Origin of the sequence: Aquimarina pacifica, assembly GCF_000520955.1 — a bacterium.
Classification (GTDB): Bacteria; Bacteroidota; Bacteroidia; order Flavobacteriales; family Flavobacteriaceae; genus Aquimarina; species Aquimarina pacifica.
Map to the genome: position 1 here is coordinate 170,758 of NZ_JACC01000001.1, position 20,104 is coordinate 190,861.

General features: G+C 34.0%; 19 protein-coding genes. 8 read left to right on the plus strand and 11 right to left on the minus strand.

Annotated elements, in window-relative coordinates:
• The first annotated feature begins 1 nt into the window (after nucleotide 1).
• The 7 genes from DZ60_RS25030 (at nucleotide 2) to DZ60_RS0100665 (ending at nucleotide 6,765) form a co-directional block, all read left to right on the plus strand.
• The gene (locus tag DZ60_RS25030) at nucleotides 2–154 is read left to right on the plus strand and encodes a hypothetical protein (protein ID WP_161634356.1); all 153 of its coding nucleotides are present in this window, start codon (nucleotides 2–4) and stop codon (nucleotides 152–154) included.
• Nucleotides 155–158: 4 nt separating this feature from the next.
• Nucleotides 159–1,433: an MFS transporter gene (locus DZ60_RS0100640; RefSeq protein WP_025739582.1), complete on the plus strand. Its 1,275-nt coding sequence runs from the start codon at nucleotides 159–161 to the stop codon at nucleotides 1,431–1,433.
• Between the two features lie 43 nt (nucleotides 1,434–1,476).
• Nucleotides 1,477–2,238, plus strand: a complete 762-nt coding sequence (locus DZ60_RS0100645; protein WP_025739584.1) for an SDR family NAD(P)-dependent oxidoreductase — start codon at nucleotides 1,477–1,479, stop codon at nucleotides 2,236–2,238.
• 206 nt (nucleotides 2,239–2,444) lie between these two features.
• Nucleotides 2,445–3,485, plus strand: coding sequence for a sugar kinase (locus DZ60_RS0100650; RefSeq protein WP_025739586.1), 1,041 nt, complete (start codon nucleotides 2,445–2,447; stop codon nucleotides 3,483–3,485).
• Between the two features lie 80 nt (nucleotides 3,486–3,565).
• Nucleotides 3,566–4,234: a bifunctional 4-hydroxy-2-oxoglutarate aldolase/2-dehydro-3-deoxy-phosphogluconate aldolase gene (locus tag DZ60_RS0100655; RefSeq protein WP_025739588.1), complete on the plus strand. Its 669-nt coding sequence runs from the start codon at nucleotides 3,566–3,568 to the stop codon at nucleotides 4,232–4,234.
• Nucleotides 4,235–4,794: 560 nt separating this feature from the next.
• Nucleotides 4,795–5,799 (plus strand): sugar kinase, encoded by a 1,005-nt coding sequence (locus DZ60_RS0100660; RefSeq protein WP_025739590.1) that lies wholly within the window; start codon nucleotides 4,795–4,797, stop codon nucleotides 5,797–5,799.
• A gap of 123 nt (nucleotides 5,800–5,922) precedes the next feature.
• On the plus strand, nucleotides 5,923–6,765 hold the full coding sequence (locus DZ60_RS0100665) for a hypothetical protein (RefSeq protein ID WP_025739591.1): 843 nt from the start codon (nucleotides 5,923–5,925) through the stop codon (nucleotides 6,763–6,765).
• A gap of 31 nt (nucleotides 6,766–6,796) precedes the next feature.
• Here DZ60_RS0100665 and DZ60_RS0100670 read toward each other — a convergent pair whose 3' ends face one another.
• The 10 genes from DZ60_RS0100670 to DZ60_RS0100715 form a co-directional block, all read right to left on the minus strand.
• Nucleotides 6,797–8,203 carry a sialate O-acetylesterase gene (locus tag DZ60_RS0100670; protein WP_025739592.1) on the minus strand — a complete coding sequence of 469 codons (1,407 nt, stop codon included), beginning with the start codon at nucleotides 8,201–8,203 and terminating at the stop codon, nucleotides 6,797–6,799.
• A 244-nt stretch (nucleotides 8,204–8,447) separates the two neighbouring features.
• Nucleotides 8,448–8,984, minus strand: a complete 537-nt coding sequence (locus DZ60_RS0100675; RefSeq protein WP_025739593.1) for a hypothetical protein — start codon at nucleotides 8,982–8,984, stop codon at nucleotides 8,448–8,450.
• A gap of 163 nt (nucleotides 8,985–9,147) precedes the next feature.
• Nucleotides 9,148–10,416: a threonine ammonia-lyase IlvA gene (ilvA, locus tag DZ60_RS0100680; RefSeq protein WP_025739594.1), complete on the minus strand. Its 1,269-nt coding sequence runs from the start codon at nucleotides 10,414–10,416 to the stop codon at nucleotides 9,148–9,150.
• A 9-nt stretch (nucleotides 10,417–10,425) separates the two neighbouring features.
• Nucleotides 10,426–11,007 (minus strand): O-methyltransferase, encoded by a 582-nt coding sequence (locus tag DZ60_RS0100685; RefSeq protein WP_025739596.1) that lies wholly within the window; start codon nucleotides 11,005–11,007, stop codon nucleotides 10,426–10,428.
• Between the two features lie 160 nt (nucleotides 11,008–11,167).
• Complete coding sequence (gene ilvC, locus DZ60_RS0100690; protein WP_025739598.1) at nucleotides 11,168–12,643, minus strand: ketol-acid reductoisomerase; 1,476 nt, start codon at nucleotides 12,641–12,643, stop codon at nucleotides 11,168–11,170.
• Nucleotides 12,644–12,756: 113 nt separating this feature from the next.
• Complete coding sequence (gene ilvN, locus DZ60_RS0100695; protein WP_025739600.1) at nucleotides 12,757–13,290, minus strand: acetolactate synthase small subunit; 534 nt, start codon at nucleotides 13,288–13,290, stop codon at nucleotides 12,757–12,759.
• Between the two features lie 70 nt (nucleotides 13,291–13,360).
• Nucleotides 13,361–15,094 (minus strand): biosynthetic-type acetolactate synthase large subunit, encoded by a 1,734-nt coding sequence (gene ilvB / locus DZ60_RS0100700; protein ID WP_025739601.1) that lies wholly within the window; start codon nucleotides 15,092–15,094, stop codon nucleotides 13,361–13,363.
• Nucleotides 15,095–15,208: 114 nt separating this feature from the next.
• Complete coding sequence (gene ilvD / locus DZ60_RS0100705; RefSeq protein WP_025739603.1) at nucleotides 15,209–16,885, minus strand: dihydroxy-acid dehydratase; 1,677 nt, start codon at nucleotides 16,883–16,885, stop codon at nucleotides 15,209–15,211.
• A gap of 473 nt (nucleotides 16,886–17,358) precedes the next feature.
• The gene (locus DZ60_RS0100710; protein WP_025739605.1) at nucleotides 17,359–18,006 is read right to left on the minus strand and encodes a response regulator transcription factor; all 648 of its coding nucleotides are present in this window, start codon (nucleotides 18,004–18,006) and stop codon (nucleotides 17,359–17,361) included.
• Between the two features lie 59 nt (nucleotides 18,007–18,065).
• Nucleotides 18,066–18,881 carry a sensor histidine kinase gene (locus DZ60_RS0100715; protein WP_025739606.1) on the minus strand — a complete coding sequence of 272 codons (816 nt, stop codon included), beginning with the start codon at nucleotides 18,879–18,881 and terminating at the stop codon, nucleotides 18,066–18,068.
• A gap of 510 nt (nucleotides 18,882–19,391) precedes the next feature.
• Between DZ60_RS0100715 and DZ60_RS25635 the strand changes: the two genes are divergently transcribed.
• Nucleotides 19,392–19,523, plus strand: a complete 132-nt coding sequence (locus tag DZ60_RS25635) for a hypothetical protein (protein WP_262482362.1) — start codon at nucleotides 19,392–19,394, stop codon at nucleotides 19,521–19,523.
• Between the two features lie 22 nt (nucleotides 19,524–19,545).
• On the opposite strand, the gene DZ60_RS23890 is transcribed toward DZ60_RS25635, so the two are convergent.
• A complete protein-coding gene (locus tag DZ60_RS23890; protein WP_025739610.1) occupies nucleotides 19,546–19,938 on the minus strand; it encodes a hypothetical protein in 393 nt (130 codons plus the stop codon).
• Nucleotides 19,939–20,104: the final 166 nt, after the last annotated feature.

Sequence of the window (20,104 nt, forward strand, 5' to 3'; positions counted from 1 at the left end):
AATGAGTTACTCAAAAATAAAGAGTGAAGTCTTAGAAACAAAAGAAAAGCCTTGGCAGCAGGCTGCAGAAGACACAACCCATCAAACGATTGGTTATGATGCAAATAGCCCTATTAGAGAAGATTTTTTAGATATCCCACACCAAAACCAATAATCACATGAAAAAGTTAAAAGGATTACGTTGGTGGATAATTGTATTAATTTTTCTTGCTACCGTTATAAATTATATTGATAGAACAGCATTCGCTTTATTATGGCCTGAGATGGGAAAAGATCTAGGCATGGACAATTCTGATTATGCCTTTATGCTTAACTTCTTTATGGCGGCATATGCATTGGGTAAATTTGCATCCGGAAAACTTTATGACGAGATAGGTACACGTTTAGGATTTACAGTCTCAATTATTGTATGGTCTGTAGCTTCTGTACTACATGCATTTGCAAGAGGCCTTGTAAGTCTTTCTATTTTTAGAGTTCTACTTGGTTTAGGTGAGGCTGGTAACTGGCCAGGAGCTGTAAAAAGTAATGGAGAATGGTTTCCTGTTAAAGAACGTGCAATAGCACAAGGTATTTTTAATGCAGGTGCCTCTATTGGTAATGTTATAGCACCATTTATTATTATAGCACTATATGCTGCATATGGTTGGAAAACAACCTATATCATATTAGGAGCAATTGGTATTCTTTGGGTAATTCCTTGGTTATTTATAAACAAGGCAAAACCAGAAAACCACCCTTGGATTACAGATAAAGAAAGAGAACTTATTCTAAATGATAGAATAGATAAAGTTGAAGAGGTAAATACTGTAAAAGAAAAGGGATTAAGTTTAGGGCAAATATTAAGTCATAAAGAATCTTGGGGTGTTTTACTTTGTAGATTTTTTATAGAACCTATCTGGTGGTTTTTTGTAGGATGGATGCCGATATATTTAGCAGCTAAATTTGGTTCAAATATAGAAGAAACAAAAAGTATTTGGATTTCTTATCTAATGGCTGCTGTAGGTAGTATATTAGGAGGAATGTTTACAAAAGCATTAATGAAAAGGTTTTCTGTAGATACTTCAAGAAAAGCTACTATCGCTGTAGGAGGTCTTTTAATTCTAATAGCATTTGTATCAATTATTACGCTAGTTACAGAAGAAAACTTTATGCTATTTATATATTTAGCCGGACTTGCGTTATTCGGATTCCAATTTGCTATTGGTAATATTCAAACCATTTCTAGTGACTTGTTTAGAGGACCATCTGTAGGTACTCTGGCAGGATTAGCTGGTACAGTAGCCGCAGTTTCACCTATGATTATGAACTGGTTTGTGGGTCAAATAACTACAAGTTCATATACACCTGCATTCGTTGCAATATGCGTTTCTGTTGTTTTAGGTGTACTATCTATCTTTGTATTGATTAAAAATATAGGTCCAGTAAGAAAATAATTTTAAAAACAATTAATCACATAAATATAATTAAATAAAAAAAATGAGTTTAGAGAAAAAAGTTGCCGTAGTAACAGGAGCCACTGGTGGTATTGGTTTTGCAGTTGCAAAAAGATTAGGTCAAGATGGATATACTGTTATCTTAAACGGTATAGAGGACGATAAAGGAGCCGAAAGAGTAAAAGAACTTACTGATGCTGGTATTACAGCTGAGTATTATGGTTTTGATGTTACTAACGAAGAGGCAGTAACTTCAAACATCAATGCGATCGGAGAAAAATATGGTAAAATTGATGTACTAGTAAATAATGCTGGTGGATTAGGTGGAAGATCAAGATTTGAAGAAATGACAACAGAATTTTATAGATCTGTAATGGCATTAAATCTTGACTCAACATTTTTCGCTTCAAGAGCTGCTATTCCATTCCTTAAAAAAGGAGAAAGCGCTTCTATTATTAACTATACGTCTAATGCAGGATGGACTGCAGGAGGACCAGGTGCCGGAATATACGGAACCTCTAAAGCAGCTGTTCACGCAATAACTAGAGGATTAGCAAAAGACTTAGCTGAATATGGTATTAGAGTAAATGCAGTATCACCTGGTACAATTGATACTCCTTTCCATGCACAAATTAAATCAACGAAGCCAGAAGTTTTTGCTTCATGGAAAAATAACATCTTATTAGGAAGATTAGGTCAACCAGAAGATGTAGCCTCTGTTGTTTCTTTCTTAGCGAGTAATGATGCTGCTTTTATGACAGCTGAAACGATCCAAATTGGAGGAGGACAAGCTTTAGGAATTTAAATAATGGCTTTTAACAAATGAACAACCAACTAATCAGTATATCTTAATAGTGGTTTACATTTAGTTAATATCAAAGTATATATTATCAAATAGATTTCTAAATGTCATATTGTGTTCGTCATTACATTTTGTAACAGAACAACAATATGGCATTTAGATATTTATTCTGAATACATATCAAAAATTACAGTATAATAAAATAAATAATGAAAAAAGTAGTAACTTTTGGAGAAATCATGTTGCGATTAGCTCCACAGGGATTTTTAAGATTTTCTCAAGCAAATTCATTTGATGCTATCTATGGTGGTGGAGAATCCAATGTTGCAGTTTCTTTAGCTAACTACGGAGTTCCAGTAGACTTTGTTACAAGATTGCCAAAAAATGACATTGGTGAATGTGCCATGATGGAAATGCGCAAAAGAGGCGTAGGTGTTGATAAAATAATTTATGGTGGAGATCGCTTAGGAATTTATTTCTTAGAGACTGGTGCTGTATCTAGAGGTAGTAAAGTGGTCTATGACAGAGCGCATTCTGCAATTGCAGAAATTGAGCCTGGTATGATCAATTGGAAAGAAGTATTTCAAGATGTTGAATGGTTTCATTGGACGGGTATTACTCCTGCAATCTCTCAAGGAGCAGCAGATGCTTGTCTTGAAGCTGTAAAAGCTGCAAGTGAGCTGGGTGTTACTATTTCTACTGACCTAAACTACCGTGCTAAATTATGGAAGTATGGTGGAGATCGTGAAGCAATTATGACCGAATTGACATCATACTGTGATGTTATTTTAGGAAATGAAGAAGATGCTGAGAAACATTTTGGTATCAAACCAGAAGGTCTTGATATTACTACACAAGGACATGATGTAAAGGCAGAAGCTTTTTTATCTGTGTGTAAGCAAATGATGGAAAAATTTCCAAGAGCTAAAAAAGTTATTACCACATTAAGAGGTTCTATTTCTGCTTCTCATAACACATGGGCAGGAGTTTTATTTGATGGTAAGAAAATGTACGAAACACGTCAATATCAAATTACGGATATCGTAGATAGAGTTGGTGGTGGTGATTCATTTATGGGTGGACTAATCTACGGATTATTAAAATACCCAGAAGATGATCAAAATGCATTAGACTTTGCTGTTGCTGCTTCTTGCTTAAAGCATACTATCAAAGGAGATGCTAACCTTGTTACTGTTTCTGAAGTAGAGAAATTAATGGGTGGAGATGCATCTGGTAGAGTTGCCAGATAATAATATAATAGTATTTAAAAAATTAAGATGTTAGACATGCATAGTTTAGCATCTTAATTTTAAAAAAACAAATCAATACAATGGCACAGTTTTCAAGAATTGAAGTTGCTACAGCTATGAAAGAAACAGGAATGATTCCTTTGTTTTATCATAGTGACATAGAATTAAGTAAAAAAGTATTAAAAGCCTGTTATGATGGTGGTGCTCGTTTGATGGAGTTCACAGCTCGTGGAGATTTTGCTCATGAAATTTTTGGTGAACTTACCAAATATGCAATCGCAGAATTACCAGGAATGATTATGGGTGTTGGATCAGTAACAGACGCTGCTGCTGCGTCTCTATACATGGCATTAGGCGCTAACTTTATCGTTACTCCTGTACTAAGAGAAGATATTGCTATCGTTTGTAATAGAAGAAAAGTATTGTGGTCTCCTGGTTGCGGTACATTAACAGAAATAGCAAGAGCAGAAGAATTAGGCTGCGAAATCGTTAAATTATTCCCTGGAGACATCTATGGACCTAATTTTGTAAAAGGAATTAAAGGGCCTTGTAAATGGACAAGCATTATGCCTACAGGTGGTGTTGCACCAACTAAGGAAAACTTATCTGCATGGTTTGATGCAGGAGTAACTTGTGTAGGAATGGGATCCAAATTAATTTCTAAAGAAATTATAGCAAATAAAGATTACGCAAAACTTGAGCAAGATGTAAAAAATGCATTAGCAATAGTTAATGAGGTTAGAAAATAATTTATTGATTTTCTAATAATTACCCATTATAAGTCATTGAAGACTGTATAGTAAAATACCAATTAAGATTTTATCCTTCTGATAAAAAACTTAACTGGTATTTTTTTTTATCCATTTTTTCGTATTATCAGATATATCCACTAATTTATATTATAAAATTGCATTCATAAAACTAGGTGATTTCTACAATAAAAAACACCTAATAAAGAACTCAATTATTAGCTTTCTAAATACAACCCAATCAACAAAAACACAATCTAGATTTAACTTTTTTTTAGGAAATAACACTTTTTAGCCTTAAAAAAAATCGAATGCATAAAACTGCTATCGCAGGAGTAAAAAAACAACACGTTTTGATCTAAAACCCTTATATTAGACGATCGTAAACATCACTAATTTTTTAAGTCCACAATGTGTATTAGAACTTTATGATGTAAGTATTTAAAGACCGAAAAATATATTGATTTTTTTAAATAACATCTTATTCTTAATAAGATAGCACTCATTATATTTTTTTTGAACTAGTTGGATTAAACAATACTATTACTAAAGTATATAACATGAATAAAGTAGTAACTTTTGGAGAAATCTTAATGCGTGTTACTCCATTGGGAAATAAAAAATTAAGACAATCCAATCAGCTAGAATATTACTTTGGTGGAACAGAAGCCAATGTGGCTATTTCTTTATCTCAATTTGGAAATAAAACAAAATATGTTACTGCGGTATCAGATGATTTTATAGGTAGAGCCGTAAAAAGTTACCTCAGACAATTAGAAGTGGGCACGTCAAATATTATTTCTTTAAATCACCCTCTAGGAATATATTTTTTAGAAGTTGGTGCTGTAATGCGATCGAGTACTATATCCTACAATAGAGCGCACTCTGCCTTTTGTCATATAGAACCTTCTATGGTCGATTGGGAGGCCATACTAGAGGACTGTAACTGGTTTCATTGGACTGGTATCACTCCTGCCCTAACAGAGAATGCATATCAAACCCTTAAAGAAGGTCTAAAATTAGCAAGGCAAAAAGGAATTCCGGTATCTGCAGATCCAGCGTATAGAAAAGATCTTTGGAACTATGGACGGGACGCTAAGGATGTGCTTAAAGAATTAATTGAATATTCTGATATCTTTATAGGAGGGCCTAATGAAATTAATGAATTATTGGGCACGACATATTCATACAGCAATGAAGACTTTACTGATGCCAGTAAACTGCTAATAAACACATTCCCTAACATTAAAAAAATAGCAGATAAAACCCGAAAATCATTAAATGCTAATTGGCATAAAATCATATCAAGAATGTGGAACGGAAAAGAACTTCTTGAAACCAGAGAGTTAGAAATAACACATATAGTCGATAGGATCGGTACAGGAGATGCATATGCTGCGGGGTTAATTCATGGATTATTACACTTCGATGACCTTAAAGCAATGGAGTTTGCAAATGCCTCTTGTGCAGTAAAACACACTATAGAAGGAGATGCTAATCTAGTTACGGAGAAAGAAATTCTTCATATTATCGAAGGTAATACAAGCGGAAGAATCATCAGATAATCTCATTAACCACAAAAACAGTATGAGTTCGTTTATTTAAAAACACATATTTGACCAACTAGTAAATTCTTAAGCCTGTTTATACAATATATATATTTTTAATTTGAAATGATTTTTATAAAAATGAAGGACCACTTTTTAATTAAAATAGATACCCAATTACTGGTTTTCTTACTTCTTTTTAGTACGTATATAGAGGCACAAGTAATATTAAGCGCAGATGGACCTGGTGATACTTATGAGTTAATATCCGGAGCCCTTGCGCCTGGATACAAACCAATAGAAGCGCCAGGAATCAAAAGAAAAAGTTGTGATAATCATTCTATTTTCGGAGACCATATCTCTGAAGTGTTCGATGAAGAACTTAATAAAAATGTATTCAAGTTTGTTATTCATCTTAATGATGATAATGACCGTTGTAAAAAATTTGATAGACAACGTAACGAGATAAAAGCTTACAAAGCCTCTCCTGACTCTCTTAAAGCCACCTTAGGAGAAACTGTCGAATATTCATGGAAGTTCAAACTAGATGAGAATTTTCAGGCCTCTAAGCGATTTACACATTTGCATCAACTCAAATGTGTTGGCGGCATTATAAAAAAACCTATTATCACATTGACGGCAAGAAGAGGAGATCCTGACAAATTAGAACTATGTCATTTTTCTGGCACAGAAACATCAAAATTAGCTACTGTAAAACTAAATCTATTTAGAGGCAAATGGGTAGAAGTAAAAGAGACTATTACTTTTCTTGATGGAAATAAAGGTAAATACCATATTCGAATTATTGACACAAAAACAAAAAAAGAAATTCTCGACTATTCTAACAACTATATTAGGATGTGGGCTACTGAAGCCATTTTTATAAGACCAAAGTGGGGAATTTATAGAAGTCTGAAAAGATCGGATCAATTGCGAGATGAAAACGTTCTTTTTGCAGATTTTAGAATAGAAGAAAAGAAGTAATTAATTGTTACTACTAGTCATTTCTATTTTTTCACCAATCATCTGTTCGAAAAGAAGACGCAGGTAATCCTGCTGTATTAAACAATGTGCCTGTAATACAATTACCAAATGCATACCTTACAGCAACTGGTTTCTCTACAGCATCACTCCAAACACTTACTGTTTTATCCTCATTAATGATAGCTTCTGCTGGATAAAATACTTTATTTGCTCCGGCAACCTCAAAACCTGTAAGTTGCCTATCAAAAGCGTATAAACCATACTTCGCATAATCAAAAAACAGTTTAATTTTAGCATCCTCTGTATTTTCCATTTTTTCATAGACAGGCCCACTGTAGGATATCCCCGAAATACTATAATCCTTGGATAATGCCCAATATGCCAATCGATCACCAATTGCTTTTTTCTCTTTTGGATGCACTGAGTTACAATCACCAATATCTAAGGTAACCACCATACCGGTATTTGGTACTTCTAGCATGGTATGCATTTGAGCTTCACGAAGAAAAGCAGCATTTGTTTTTTTTCTGTATTCATAAGGGGCGATCTGTACAAAATAGAACGGAAAATCTCCCTGACTCCAATTCTGTCGCCATGAATTTATCATAGCAGGAAACATTTTTTTATACTCCTTTGGTTTTGATCTATTTGACTCTCCCTGATACCAAAGAACCCCTTTCATTGTATACCCAATTATTGGGGCTATCATTCCGTTAAAAACTAATGTAGGGGATTGTCTCTTTTTCTTAATTTCTTCCGGAATATGATCAGGAATGGTAAGAAAATCAAATTGTGAAACCGTTTCTTCATCCATCCAAGCCTGGATTTTAGAGCCTCCCCAAGATGAATGTATAATACCTATAGGAACATCTAAAACCGCATTCATTTTTTTTGCAAAAAAATAAGCCACGGCACTAAAATTTCTGGTTTCGGATGGTTTTGATACTGCCCAATACCCGTTAACATCTGTAAGAGGCGTTAAGCTCGCATTACGTTCAACATTAAACAAGCGAATAGATGAATTAGTAGAATTAAGAATTTCTTCATTACTATTTTGTATTGGTTGATTAGAATAGCCTCGTACAGGCATATTCATATTAGATTGACCTGAACAAAACCACACCTCACCTATCAAAACATTCTTGAATTGTATTTTTTTGGTTCCTGTAATTGTTAAAAAATAAGGTCCTCCAGCTTCTGGTGTCTCAATTTTCAACTTCCATTTCCCTTCATTATCCGTTTTTGTACTAGCATCTTTTCCCCAACTTCCTATAACTACAATCGAAGTGTTTGGCTCATCATTTCCCCAAATAGCAACCTTATCCTTTTGCTGTAATACCATATTATCACCAAAAAAAGAAGGTAATCTGAGCTGACAAAAAAGTACTTCAGAAAAACACAGAAAAACAAGAACTATTACTCTTTTGTATAGATGCATATATCCACTAACAATTAAACATTATTAACCAAAAATATCAAAGTTATCAAAGATGTTATCATAGTACTCAAAAAAATAAGAAAACTTTGTGAGATCTAGCACCTATATTATTTTGAACTTGCCCGAATTTATCTAAAACGAAAAAAGACTTCTCAAAAATTGAGAAGTCCTTCTTTATTATTGCTTAACGCTTTATAAAATAGGGATTAAGCTTTCTTAAGACCTATTTCTTTGCGTATATAGTTTATCCTCCAAAAGAAAATAAAAGACCTAAGTTTATTGTAATATCTCCTACAGACCCATCACCTACTTTACCAGCACTTAGATAAGCTACATTCATATTAAGTACTCCGTACTTAAATCCTAATGCTGGGCGAATAGCAAAATTAGAAGTACTTGCACCTCCATCAATTTCTGTATCACCAATTTCTATTGCTCCTATACTTGCCAAACCTAAACCTAGACTACCATAAGGTCTAAAACCATCTTCTGTAAAATAGTAACGACCATTTAGCATATAACTACCAACAGCAACGTTTCCGTAAGACAATCCGTCTACATCTGCGCCTACTAGGAAATCACCTTGATACAAGATAGAAACGTCAATACTTTCAGTTACGGCATACCCTAATTCAAAATGAGCAGAAATACCACCATCTACAATATCAGAAATATCTCCAGAAGGTAAAGCATAACCAACTCCTAAACCTAATCTAACTTGTGCATTGGTAGCATTAATACCTAACAAAGCAACTGCGGCAATAAGTAAAAATTTTTTCATAATATTTGTTTAATTTATCGTTTAACTGTGCGAATATATCGATAAAAAACACAATTAGACGTTTTTTTTAAACAAAATTTATGCTTTAAGCAATAAAAGACTGGCTCACAGGTTTTTACACAATGACAAAAAAACAGGTGTTTTATTGAATTTATCTCATTTTTTAGACCAAAAATTGAAAAAGATCCGGTTTGTCATTCAAGTAGTCTCCAAAAAAATTATGTTCTTTCATTCTATATATTAAAGGTTTTAAGTCATTTTTATCCTTTAATTCTATACCAACAACCGCTGGTCCATTTTCTCTACTTGATTTTTTAGAATATTCAAAATGAGTGATATCATCATTAGGCCCCAAAATCTCTCCCACAAATTGTTTTAGTGCTCCTGCCCTTTGAGGAAAACGAACAATAAAATAATGCTTTAAATCTGCATATAGTAAAGCTCTTTCTTTAATTTCGGCTGTTCGAGTGATATCATTATTACTACCACTCACAACACATACTACATTTTTACCTTTAATTTTGTCTTTATAAAATTCTAAAGCCGCTAGCGTAAGTGCACCCGCCGGCTCTACTACAATAGCATCCTTATTATATAAATCTAGTATTTCTTGACAGACCAACCCTTCGGGTACAGCCAATACATCAGAAATATAATCTTTACAAATATTAAAATTTAAATCTCCCACCTTCTGAACAGCTGCTCCATCTATAAACTTATCAATATTAAAAATCTTTGTATTCTTATTATTCTTTATAGAGGTAAGCATAGAAGGTGCTCCTTCTGGCTCTACACCAATAATTTTTGTGGTAGGTGACAATGCTTTTATCGCACCACACAGACCTGAGGCTAATCCACCTCCGCCAATAGCTACAAAGATATAATCTATAGGACTGTCACATGATTGCTCAACAATCTCTAATCCAATTGTTCCTTGACCCTCAATTGTTTTAGGATCATCAAAAGCATGAACAAAAGTTTTTCCCTCTGATTCAGACAATGCAACTGCTGCCCTAGAAGAGTCATCGTATGTATCACCTTCTAATACTATTTTGACATAATCCCCACCAAACATCTGAGTTTGCTCTATCTTTTGTTTTGGTGTAACTGAGGGCATATAAATTGTCCCTTGAATTTTTAGATGTTTACATGCGAATGCAACACCCTGAGCATGATTACCGGCACTAGCACAAACAACACCTTTCTTTAATTCTTCCTTTGATAAAGAATTAATCTTATTATATGCACCTCTTATTTTATAGGATCTAACTTGTTGCAAGTCTTCTCGTTTCAATAAAACAGATGCATCATATTTAGCTGAATATCTCAAGCTGCTCATCAAGGGTGTAACAATTGAAATCCCTTTAATCACAGATGCTGCTTTTTGTATATCTTTTAGTTCTGGAAAATACGAAACTGGTGTAGCACTCATAGTGTATACTTATTTGGTTTTTACGGCAATTATCAACCCAGTAGACCAATTCATTTTTGTAAGGTTAAAATCTTCTCTTTTCTCAAGATATTGGACCAACAGGTTTACATTATCCTGGTGCCCTACTGGCCAATTAGGTTGAGTATCCATATCATCAATAATATAAAAACCACCCACTTTTACTAGTTCTAAAACTTCATCTATTTCGCTATATTTTCCTGGCCAGGCATCTGCAAAAATCAAATCAAAACTCTCCCCAGTGTATGATTTAATCCATTCAGAAGCATCTGCACAAAGTATCTTGACTCTAGAATCTTTTCCAAAAAAACCCTTTGCTATAGCAGTTAAGGAGGGGTTATTATCAATAGTTGTAATTGTAGACCCCTGGTCTAATCCGTCAACCATCCAAGATAAAGATAAACCAATCCCAGTCCCTAGTTCTAGAATATTTGCCTTAGGTTTTGAGCATATCAATGTTTTAAGCAAACTACCGATGTACAAATCAGATGGCATTGTAAAACCAATTTCTTCTGACTTAGAGATTATTTTTGAGTGATTCTCTGGTATATCTCTAATTTCTAAATCCTTCATTTTATATTTTTTTAATACTTAACGCCCCTTGTATATATAAACCAGCATAAAACAAGAATACCATTTATTCTTCTTGAATTTTCTGAACTCAAAGAATAAATGGTATTCATTAATAAAGAGTAAAAACCTTTATTTTTATCTAAAACAGTATGTATTTGTACTATACTATTGGTTTCATAGCTGTCATTGATGCTCTTAATCTACTTCCCACAACTTCTATAGGGTGGTTTCTAAGGGCTGCATTAACTTCTATTAATTTAGCGTTATCGACACCATTATTTTTACCTTCATCATATTTTGCACCTATTACATCGGTATCAATACCTTTCATAAAATCGGCAAGTAATGGTTTACAAGCATGATCAAATAAATAGCAACCATATTCTGCTGTATCAGAAATCACACGATTCATTTCGAATAATTTTTTACGTGCAATTGTATTTGCAATTAATGGCGTCTCATGTAATGATTCATAATATGCTGATTCTTCGATAATCCCTGAGGCTGTCATTGCTTCAAAAGCCAATTCTACTCCAGCTCTTACCATAGCAACCATCAACACTCCATTATCATAAAATTCTTGTTCAGAAATTTCAACATCACCAGCAGGAGTTTTTTCAAATGCTGTTTCTCCTGTTGCAGCTCTCCATGATAACAAGTTTTTATCATCGTTTGCCCAATCTTCCATCATTGTCTTAGAGAACTCTCCTTGAATGATGTCATCCATGTGTTTATTAAATAAAGGACGCATTACATCTTTCAATTCTTCTGAAAGTTCAAATGCCTTTAACTTTGACGGGTTAGATAACCTATCCATCATGTTAGTTATTCCTCCGTATTTTAATCCTTCTGTAATAGTTTCCCATCCATACTGAATCAATTTAGAAGCATATCCGGCATCAATTCCTTTTTCTATCATCTTGTCAAAGCAAAGAATAGACCCTGTTTGCAACAATCCACAAAGAATTGTTTGCTCTCCCATAAGATCAGACTTTACCTCTGCTACAAAAGATGACTCTAACACTCCTGCTCTATCCCCTCCTGTTCCTACTGCATATGCTTTTGCCTGAGCTAAACCTAGGCCTTGTGGATCATTTTCTGGATGCACAGCAATCAGAGTAGGTACTCCGAATCCTCTTTTATACTCTTCTCTTACCTCAGAACCAGGACATTTTGGTGCAACCATAATTACAGTAAGATCCTCACGAATTTGCATTCCTTCTTCAACAATATTAAAACCATGAGAATATGCTAATGTCGCTCCTTTTTTCATTAATGGCATAACGGCGGTTACCACTTTTGTATGTTGCTTATCTGGGGTAAGATTAATTACAAGATCAGCATTTGGTAATAACTCTTCATATGTTCCTACGGTAAATCCATTATCAGAAGCGTTTAAAAACGATTGTCTTTTTTCTTTGATTGCAGCTTCACGTAATGTATAAGAAATATCAAGACCTGAATCTCTCATATTCAATCCTTGATTAAGTCCTTGAGCTCCACAGCCAACAATAACTATTTTCTTTCCTTTTAGAGCATTAATCCCATCTGAAAACTCAGAGGAATCCATAAATCTACATTTTCCCAGTTGCGTTAACTGATCTCTTAATGATAGCGTATTAAAATAATTTGCCATTTCTTACTTAATTTGTGGTTACTTCCTTTTAACGGGAAATCTATTTAATTTTGATTTTTAGTTGTTTTATGTACTGTATTCCCGAAATATCTTCAGAAAAATAGTCACGTCTATTATGCTGTTTCGGTTGAAAAGCTTTCTAATATTTTAGAAATATGCATTTGATCTTTTGTTACTGCTATTCTACCAGAACGTACAAATTGCATTAAACCAAAAGGTTCTAGCTGTCCATAAAGTGCTGCAACTTCTTTACGTCTTCCTGTTTTCTCTAAAACAAAAAATTCTGGTGTTACAGTAACTATATTGGCATTACTATCTTTTATGACATTTTGGATATTTCTATCTTCAAATAACAATTTAGAGGATATTTTAAAAAGAGCAGTCTCTTGGTATATAGTCTCATCGTCGGTGTGATAGAATGCTTTTATTACTTCTATTTGTTTTTCTATTTGTCCGACTAATTTTTTTACTTGCTCTTCTGTTATTTTTACAACAATTGTGAATCGAAAAACATCTTTAATTTCTGATACCGAAGCGGTCATACTGTCCAAATTGATATGTCGCTTCAAAAAAATTGCTGATATCCTATTCAACAATCCTACATTATTTTCTGTATACACTGATATCGTGTAGCATTCTTTTTTCATGAACTAAAATTTTAATTCCAACGTATTTTAAAACTTTGATTCAACAACCAAAATCTTATCGCACCTATTTTCAACTTAATCGTATATCCGAAACTGAAGCCCCTGTTGGGATCATTGGAAATACATTATTTTCTTTTTCTACACATACCTCTAGAAAGTAGGGCTCTTTTGATGCAATCATCTCTGCAATTGCACCTTGTAAGTCTTCTCTTTTGGTAATTCGTTTGGCTTCGATATGATATCCTTTTGCTATTGTAACAAAATCAGGGTTTACCATTTCTGTAGAGGCATATCTTTTGTCAAAAAATAATTGTTGCCATTGGCGCACCATACCTAGGAAATCATTATTTAGAACTACAATCTTTACAGGAACCCTGGTCTGAAATATGGTTCCTAATTCTTGGATAGTCATTTGATATCCTCCATCACCTATAATAGCAACAACCTCGCGTTCTGGAGCTCCCATTTTTGCACCAATTGCTGCCGGCAACGCAAACCCCATTGTCCCTAAACCTCCCGAGGTTACATTACTTTTTGATTGTGTAAACTCTGCATAGCGGCAAGCGATCATCTGATGTTGTCCAACATCAGAAACAATAATAGCATCTCCTTTTGTTTCCTGATTAATTCCTCTCAGAACTTCTCCCATAGAAAGACCTTCTTTTGATGGATATAGTTCCTCTTTTATTACTTTGTCATACTCAATCGTATCAAAGTCCTTAAATTCTTTTAACCAAGGTTCGTATGTTTTTGTATCAATCTTAGTAATAATGTCGCTCAATGTGTTTTTTACATTTCCCATTACAGCTACATCAGCTTTTACATTTTTATTTATCTCTGCCGGATCAATTTCAAAATGGATTACTTTGGCCTGTTTGGCGTACGTTTCGAGATTACCCGTAACACGGTCATCAAATCGCATCCCAATAGCAATTAATAGATCACATTCATTCGTCAACTTATTAGGCCCATAATTACCATGCATACCTACCATCCCAACATTAAGTGGATGCGCTGTTGGTAATGCCGAAAGACCAAGAATAGTCCAAGCTGAAGGAATTCCTGATTTTTCGATAAAGTTTTTTAATTCTTCTTCCGCTTCTCCTAAGATAACACCCTGACCAAAAACGATCATTGGTTTTTTAGCACTATTTATAAGAGCCGCTGCATCAACTAAGCTTTTGGGATCTGTTTCTGGAACCGGCTTATAACTACGTACACCTTTACATTTTTTATATTCAAAATCTAATTCACCGAACTGTGCATCCTTAGTTATATCAATCAAAACAGGTCCCGGACGTCCAGAACGTGCTATATAAAAAGCTTTTGCCAGTACTTCAGGAATATCTTCTGATTTTGTTACTTGATGATTCCACTTGGTAATTGGCGTTGATATCCCTATAATATCAGTTTCCTGAAAGGCATCTGAACCCAATAAATGAGATCCTACTTGACCTGTAATACATACCATTGGTGTAGAGTCTATTTGCGCATCTGCAATTCCGGTAACAAAATTTGTGGCTCCAGGTCCTGATGTTGCAATAGCGACACCTACTTTACCACTTGATCTTGCATATCCTTGAGCGGCATGTGTTGCTCCTTGCTCATGTCTTGTTAGTACATGATGTAATTTATCCTGAAACTTATATAATTCATCGTATACTGGCATAATTGCTCCTCCAGGATATCCATAAATTAGATCAACTCCTTCTGCTAACAGACAGTGTATTACTGCTTCTGCTCCTGTCATTCTACCTGTTGTCACTTTCGTTTCTTTTTTTTGTGTTTGCGTTTGTGTTTGCATACGCTTTTATTTTATGAATTCAGACAAAACCTTTATTTGGCGATTCTGAATATTTTTATTTTTTTGAATTCTGATTTCTATCAGGAAACTCATTCATATAAGAACAACTACCTTTTAAAACTCGTCTGTTACACATCCTTGTGATGCAGAGGATACTGTATTTGCATACTTATAAAGAACTCCTTTACTGAATTTTAATTCTGGTTGCACCCATTGTGCTTTTCTTTTCTCTACTTCTGCCTCATCAATATCAACGGTAATAGAATTGGTTTCGGCATCAATTGTAATCACATCTCCATCTTGTACCAATGCAATAACTCCTCCTTCTTGTGCTTCTGGAGTAATATGACCTACTACAAAACCATGTGTCCCTCCAGAAAATCTTCCGTCTGTAATTAACGCAACATCTTTACCAAGACCTGCTCCCATAATCGCAGAGGTGGGTTTCAACATTTCTGGCATTCCCGGACCTCCCTTTGGCCCTTCATATCTAATGACGACTACATCTCCTTTTTCTACCTTACCATCTCTAATACCATCATTAGCGGCATATTCACCTTCAAACACTTTGGCTTTTCCTTGAAAACGTAATCCTTCTTTTCCTGTTATCTTAGCAACACATCCATCTTCTGCTAGGTTACCAAACATAATTCTAAGATGTCCTGTTGCCTTAATCGGATTTTCTAATGGCTTTATTACATCCTGACCTTCATCAAGATCTGGAACTTCTAATAAATTCTCTGCCAATGTTTTTCCTGTAACTGTCAAACAGTCTCCGTGTAGCAATCCTTTTTTCAATAAATATTTTAATACCGCAGGAATACCTCCTACACGGTGTACATCTTCCATTAAGTATTTTCCACTTGGTTTGAGATCTGCCAAAAATGGCGTCTCGTCGCTGATCCTTTGAAAATCGGCAAGTGTAAATTCTACATTTGCAGCTCTTGCTATTGCCAAAAAGTGTAATACAGCATTTGTAGACCCTCCTAATATAGTAACTAATCGAATCGCATTTTCTAAAGATTTTTTAGTTACAATATCTAATGGTTTAATATCTTTTTCTAAAAGAACACGCATTGCACGACCCGCGGCAATACTCTCTGCTTCTTTATTCTTACTTATAGCTGGGTTAGATGAGTTATAAGGTAAAGACATCCCTAAAGCTTCTATTGCTGATGCCATTGTATTAGCAGTATACATACCACCACATGCACCTGCACCAGGGCAAGCTTTCTCTATTACATTTTTATATTCTTTTTGAGTAATACTTCCTGCTACTTTTTCTCCCCATGCCTCAAAAGCCGATACTACATCTAATTTCTTGCCATTAAGATCACCTGAAGCAATTGTTCCTCCGTATACTAATATAGAAGGACGATTTAATCGTAACATTGCCATCAGGGCACCTGGCATATTTTTATCACATCCTACTACTGTTACCATACCATCATATGACATTGCTTGAACCACTGTTTCCATCGAATCAGCGATCACATCTCTAGATGGTAACGAAAAACGCATTCCTGGCGTTCCCATAGAAATACCATCACTAACTCCAATAGTATTAAAGATCAAACCGACCACATCCTCTTCTAATGTACCTTTCTTCACCAATTTGGCAAGATCATTTAGGTGCATATTACATGGATTCCCTTCATAGCCCGTACTAGCAATACCAACTAATGGTTTGTTAAAATCCTCATCTGTCAAACCAATCGCGTGCAACATTGCTTGCGCTGCTGGTTGTGTATCGTCCTGTGTAACCTGTTTACTGTACTTATTAATGTCCATCCTTTTTGAATGTGGTTTTTTTACGAATTATTTAAAATTTTAGTTAAAATTTTACCGTATATCCATCGCAATGAATAAACTAGAGTAAAATTATTTTGTTAAGGCGAAATCATAAACCATTATCTGATACCCTTACAATATCCAATAGTCCACCAACAACCATTAACAACTGATTTCCAATACATTATACACTTATTATTTACAATCACTATTTGTTAATTTTTTATTTAATATTAATTATGCTTTAAAAAATTAACAGTTAATAAAAAACTCCCTTCAATTGTTGAAGGGAGTCCTGTATGCTATATATATCAATATCCCCTATCGTGATGAAATGACCACAACACTACTAATGACATTGAATATTACTGTTATAAATGTTTTCATTTTATTATTTGCACTGAATTTATCTAATTATAAACACCTTTGCATATTTCGGGTACGAAGATATGAAATATTCGCAATGTTTTTACTTATATATTGAAAAGATTATTTTTTATACAATAGATTACTAAACCAACCCTAGTTTTGACCTCTAATTTCCTAAAAACAGATTCTCTATAATTCTCTATTGTTTTAGGGCTCAGTCCCATTTCTGCGGCTATTTCTTTATAGGTATGCTCAGAACAACAAAGTTTCATAAACACTTTTTCTTTATCCGTTAATTTATCCTGGAGCCCTAAATCTTTCTGAATTTCTTCAGAGTCTCGGAGCACTTTTTCTATTTTTCCAGTATAATAAAAGCCTTGCTCTACCACCATTTTTACAGCGAACTCAAAATTTTCTGGATGAATATCTTTGAGCAAATATCCTTTTGCTCCTGCTTTAATCATTTTTATGATTGTTAGCTCATCATCTTCCATGGTTAATGCCAATACTTTTTGTTCTGGTCTATTCTCCATTAACCATTGCATTGTCTGTACCCCATCCATCACGGGCATCTTTACATCTAGAAGAATCAAATCTGGTTTTCTGCGTTTATGTGTAAAATACCGTGTAAGTTCTTTTCCGTTTTTTAAAATTTCTAAAACTTCATATTCTTCAAGCTTAGATATCAAACTCTCTAATGACTGTGCAAATAAGAGGTGGTCATCAACAATTATGATGGTCTTTTTTTTCATTTGTTCCTATCTTTTTTAACACGTTCTGAGTCCTTCGTTAAGAATTAACATCTCTGAGATCAACTAGTCGTTTTCAAAACAGTGTCTATACTTTTATTTTCATTTTTTAATGGGTAGGACATGGTGAGCAATACTCCTTTTCCTGGTGAAGATATATAATCTAATTCGGCTTTTACCAGCGCTGCGCGACTTTTCATATTCAGTAATCCCGAATTGGCTTGAACAGATTGCATATCAAAACCTACACCGTCATCTTGTATTCGAATATCAAGCGTTTCTTCTTTATAAGATAAAGTTACAACAAGGTTCGATGCTTCGGCATGTTTAATAGTATTCGAAAAAAATTCTTGAATAATCCTATAGATAATGATTTCATCTTTGGGGTCTATATGCACTTCTTCGCCCTCTATAATTAATTCTGTAGTCAAGAAATTGAGTTTTTCGAAACGGGTAAGCTCTACCATAATTGATTTCTCGAGACCTACATTTTCTATAACCTCGTGATTTAAGGTTTTAGAAAGACTACGAATCTCTTGCAGGCTATCTCCTACCAGTTTGCGAACATCTTGCAGAGATTCTGATGTTTTATCATCTATGGTGGTCCCCATAATATTAATCTGCATCACTGCGGTAGACAACAATTGCCCTATATTGTCATGCAGCTCCCAACTTACATTTTTGAGCGCTTGCTCCTGTATCTCGATACGAGACTTGAATATCTCATCCTCGAATCGTTGCTCGGCTTTAAACTTATCTAGAAGGAGTTTATTTTTTCTTTTCTGAAACGCAATAAAAAATACAATACCAAATATTATAAAGAATAAAATAATAATGATAAAATAAACTATTAAAAGTATTTGTTCTTTTTCAAGCATACTATAAAACCAATTGTATAACAACTATACATAAAAATGATTGCTAAAGGTAAAACAAAATAATAAACACTAAGAAAATCATCATTCTCTTCCTTAAAATACTTACTATATATAAATAAAGGTGTAGTACACAAATGAAATATTAATGCTCCTGTGGCGACATAAAATTCTATATTTTTATAAAACTTAAGTATCTTATCACTTTTTAGCATTTCATAAAAATAAAGAAATACACTTATTAAAATTAAGAAGGTTCCAAAAATTGTATTAAAGGAAGAATATGATTCAAACAGAACACCTGAAAACATTAGATTTATAAAGGAAGTAACTAAATAAATTAGAACTAATAAGCCTAAGTAATTTCTCTTTTTATGATCAATCAGATAAGTCCTGAAAAACAATGCATAGACTGCGTAATTGAAAAGATAGTAAAAATTATACAACCAATAATTATTACTAATAAAACGAGAATCTCTATAAGAATCTAAAAAATACCATTCATCAAAACTCATGGATAACATTCCAAAAGTTTCAACTAATACAGTTACACATAAAAAAAACACGAAGTACCTAGAAGCCTTTGCTTTTAGGTACTTTATGTATACAACTCCTGAAACTGCCGCTAAAATCTCAGAAAAATAAAATAAGTAATCTAATAGCCCCATTAATACACTTTAGGTGGTCTACCACCGAAACCCCCATTATAAGCTTCTAAGGAATAATTATTTGAAGCACTATCACCACCTTTACCCATCTCGCCAGCTGGTGCTCCAGTTGGCGCTAAAAAAACAGTAGAATACCCTTTTTTCATTTTGCATTTGGATTCTGGATAAGCTCCTAAATAAATACGAATTCCCGGATCATCAATCCCCTGTTTTTTAGATTCTTTTTTTACATATTTTAAGTATTCCTGTAATTCCTCAACACTCCACCAAAACTCTCTGGTGTCCTCAAATCCGATACACTTATCAATCTCTGGTGTTCTGGTATCACACCAGCCTTTTTGCAGCTCCCTGGCTTCTTCTACAGAAATACATTTTTTTGGTTTTTTTCCCATAACTAAAATAATTTACGTTAACAAGTGCTAATATATCCAAAAAAGAGCGTTTAGCATAAATACAGGAACTTACAATAATTATAACAAGATAGGTTTTTAACATAACACCAATAAAAACAAATACTTACCTCTAAAACATTGTTTTTCTATTAGCAAAATAACGTAG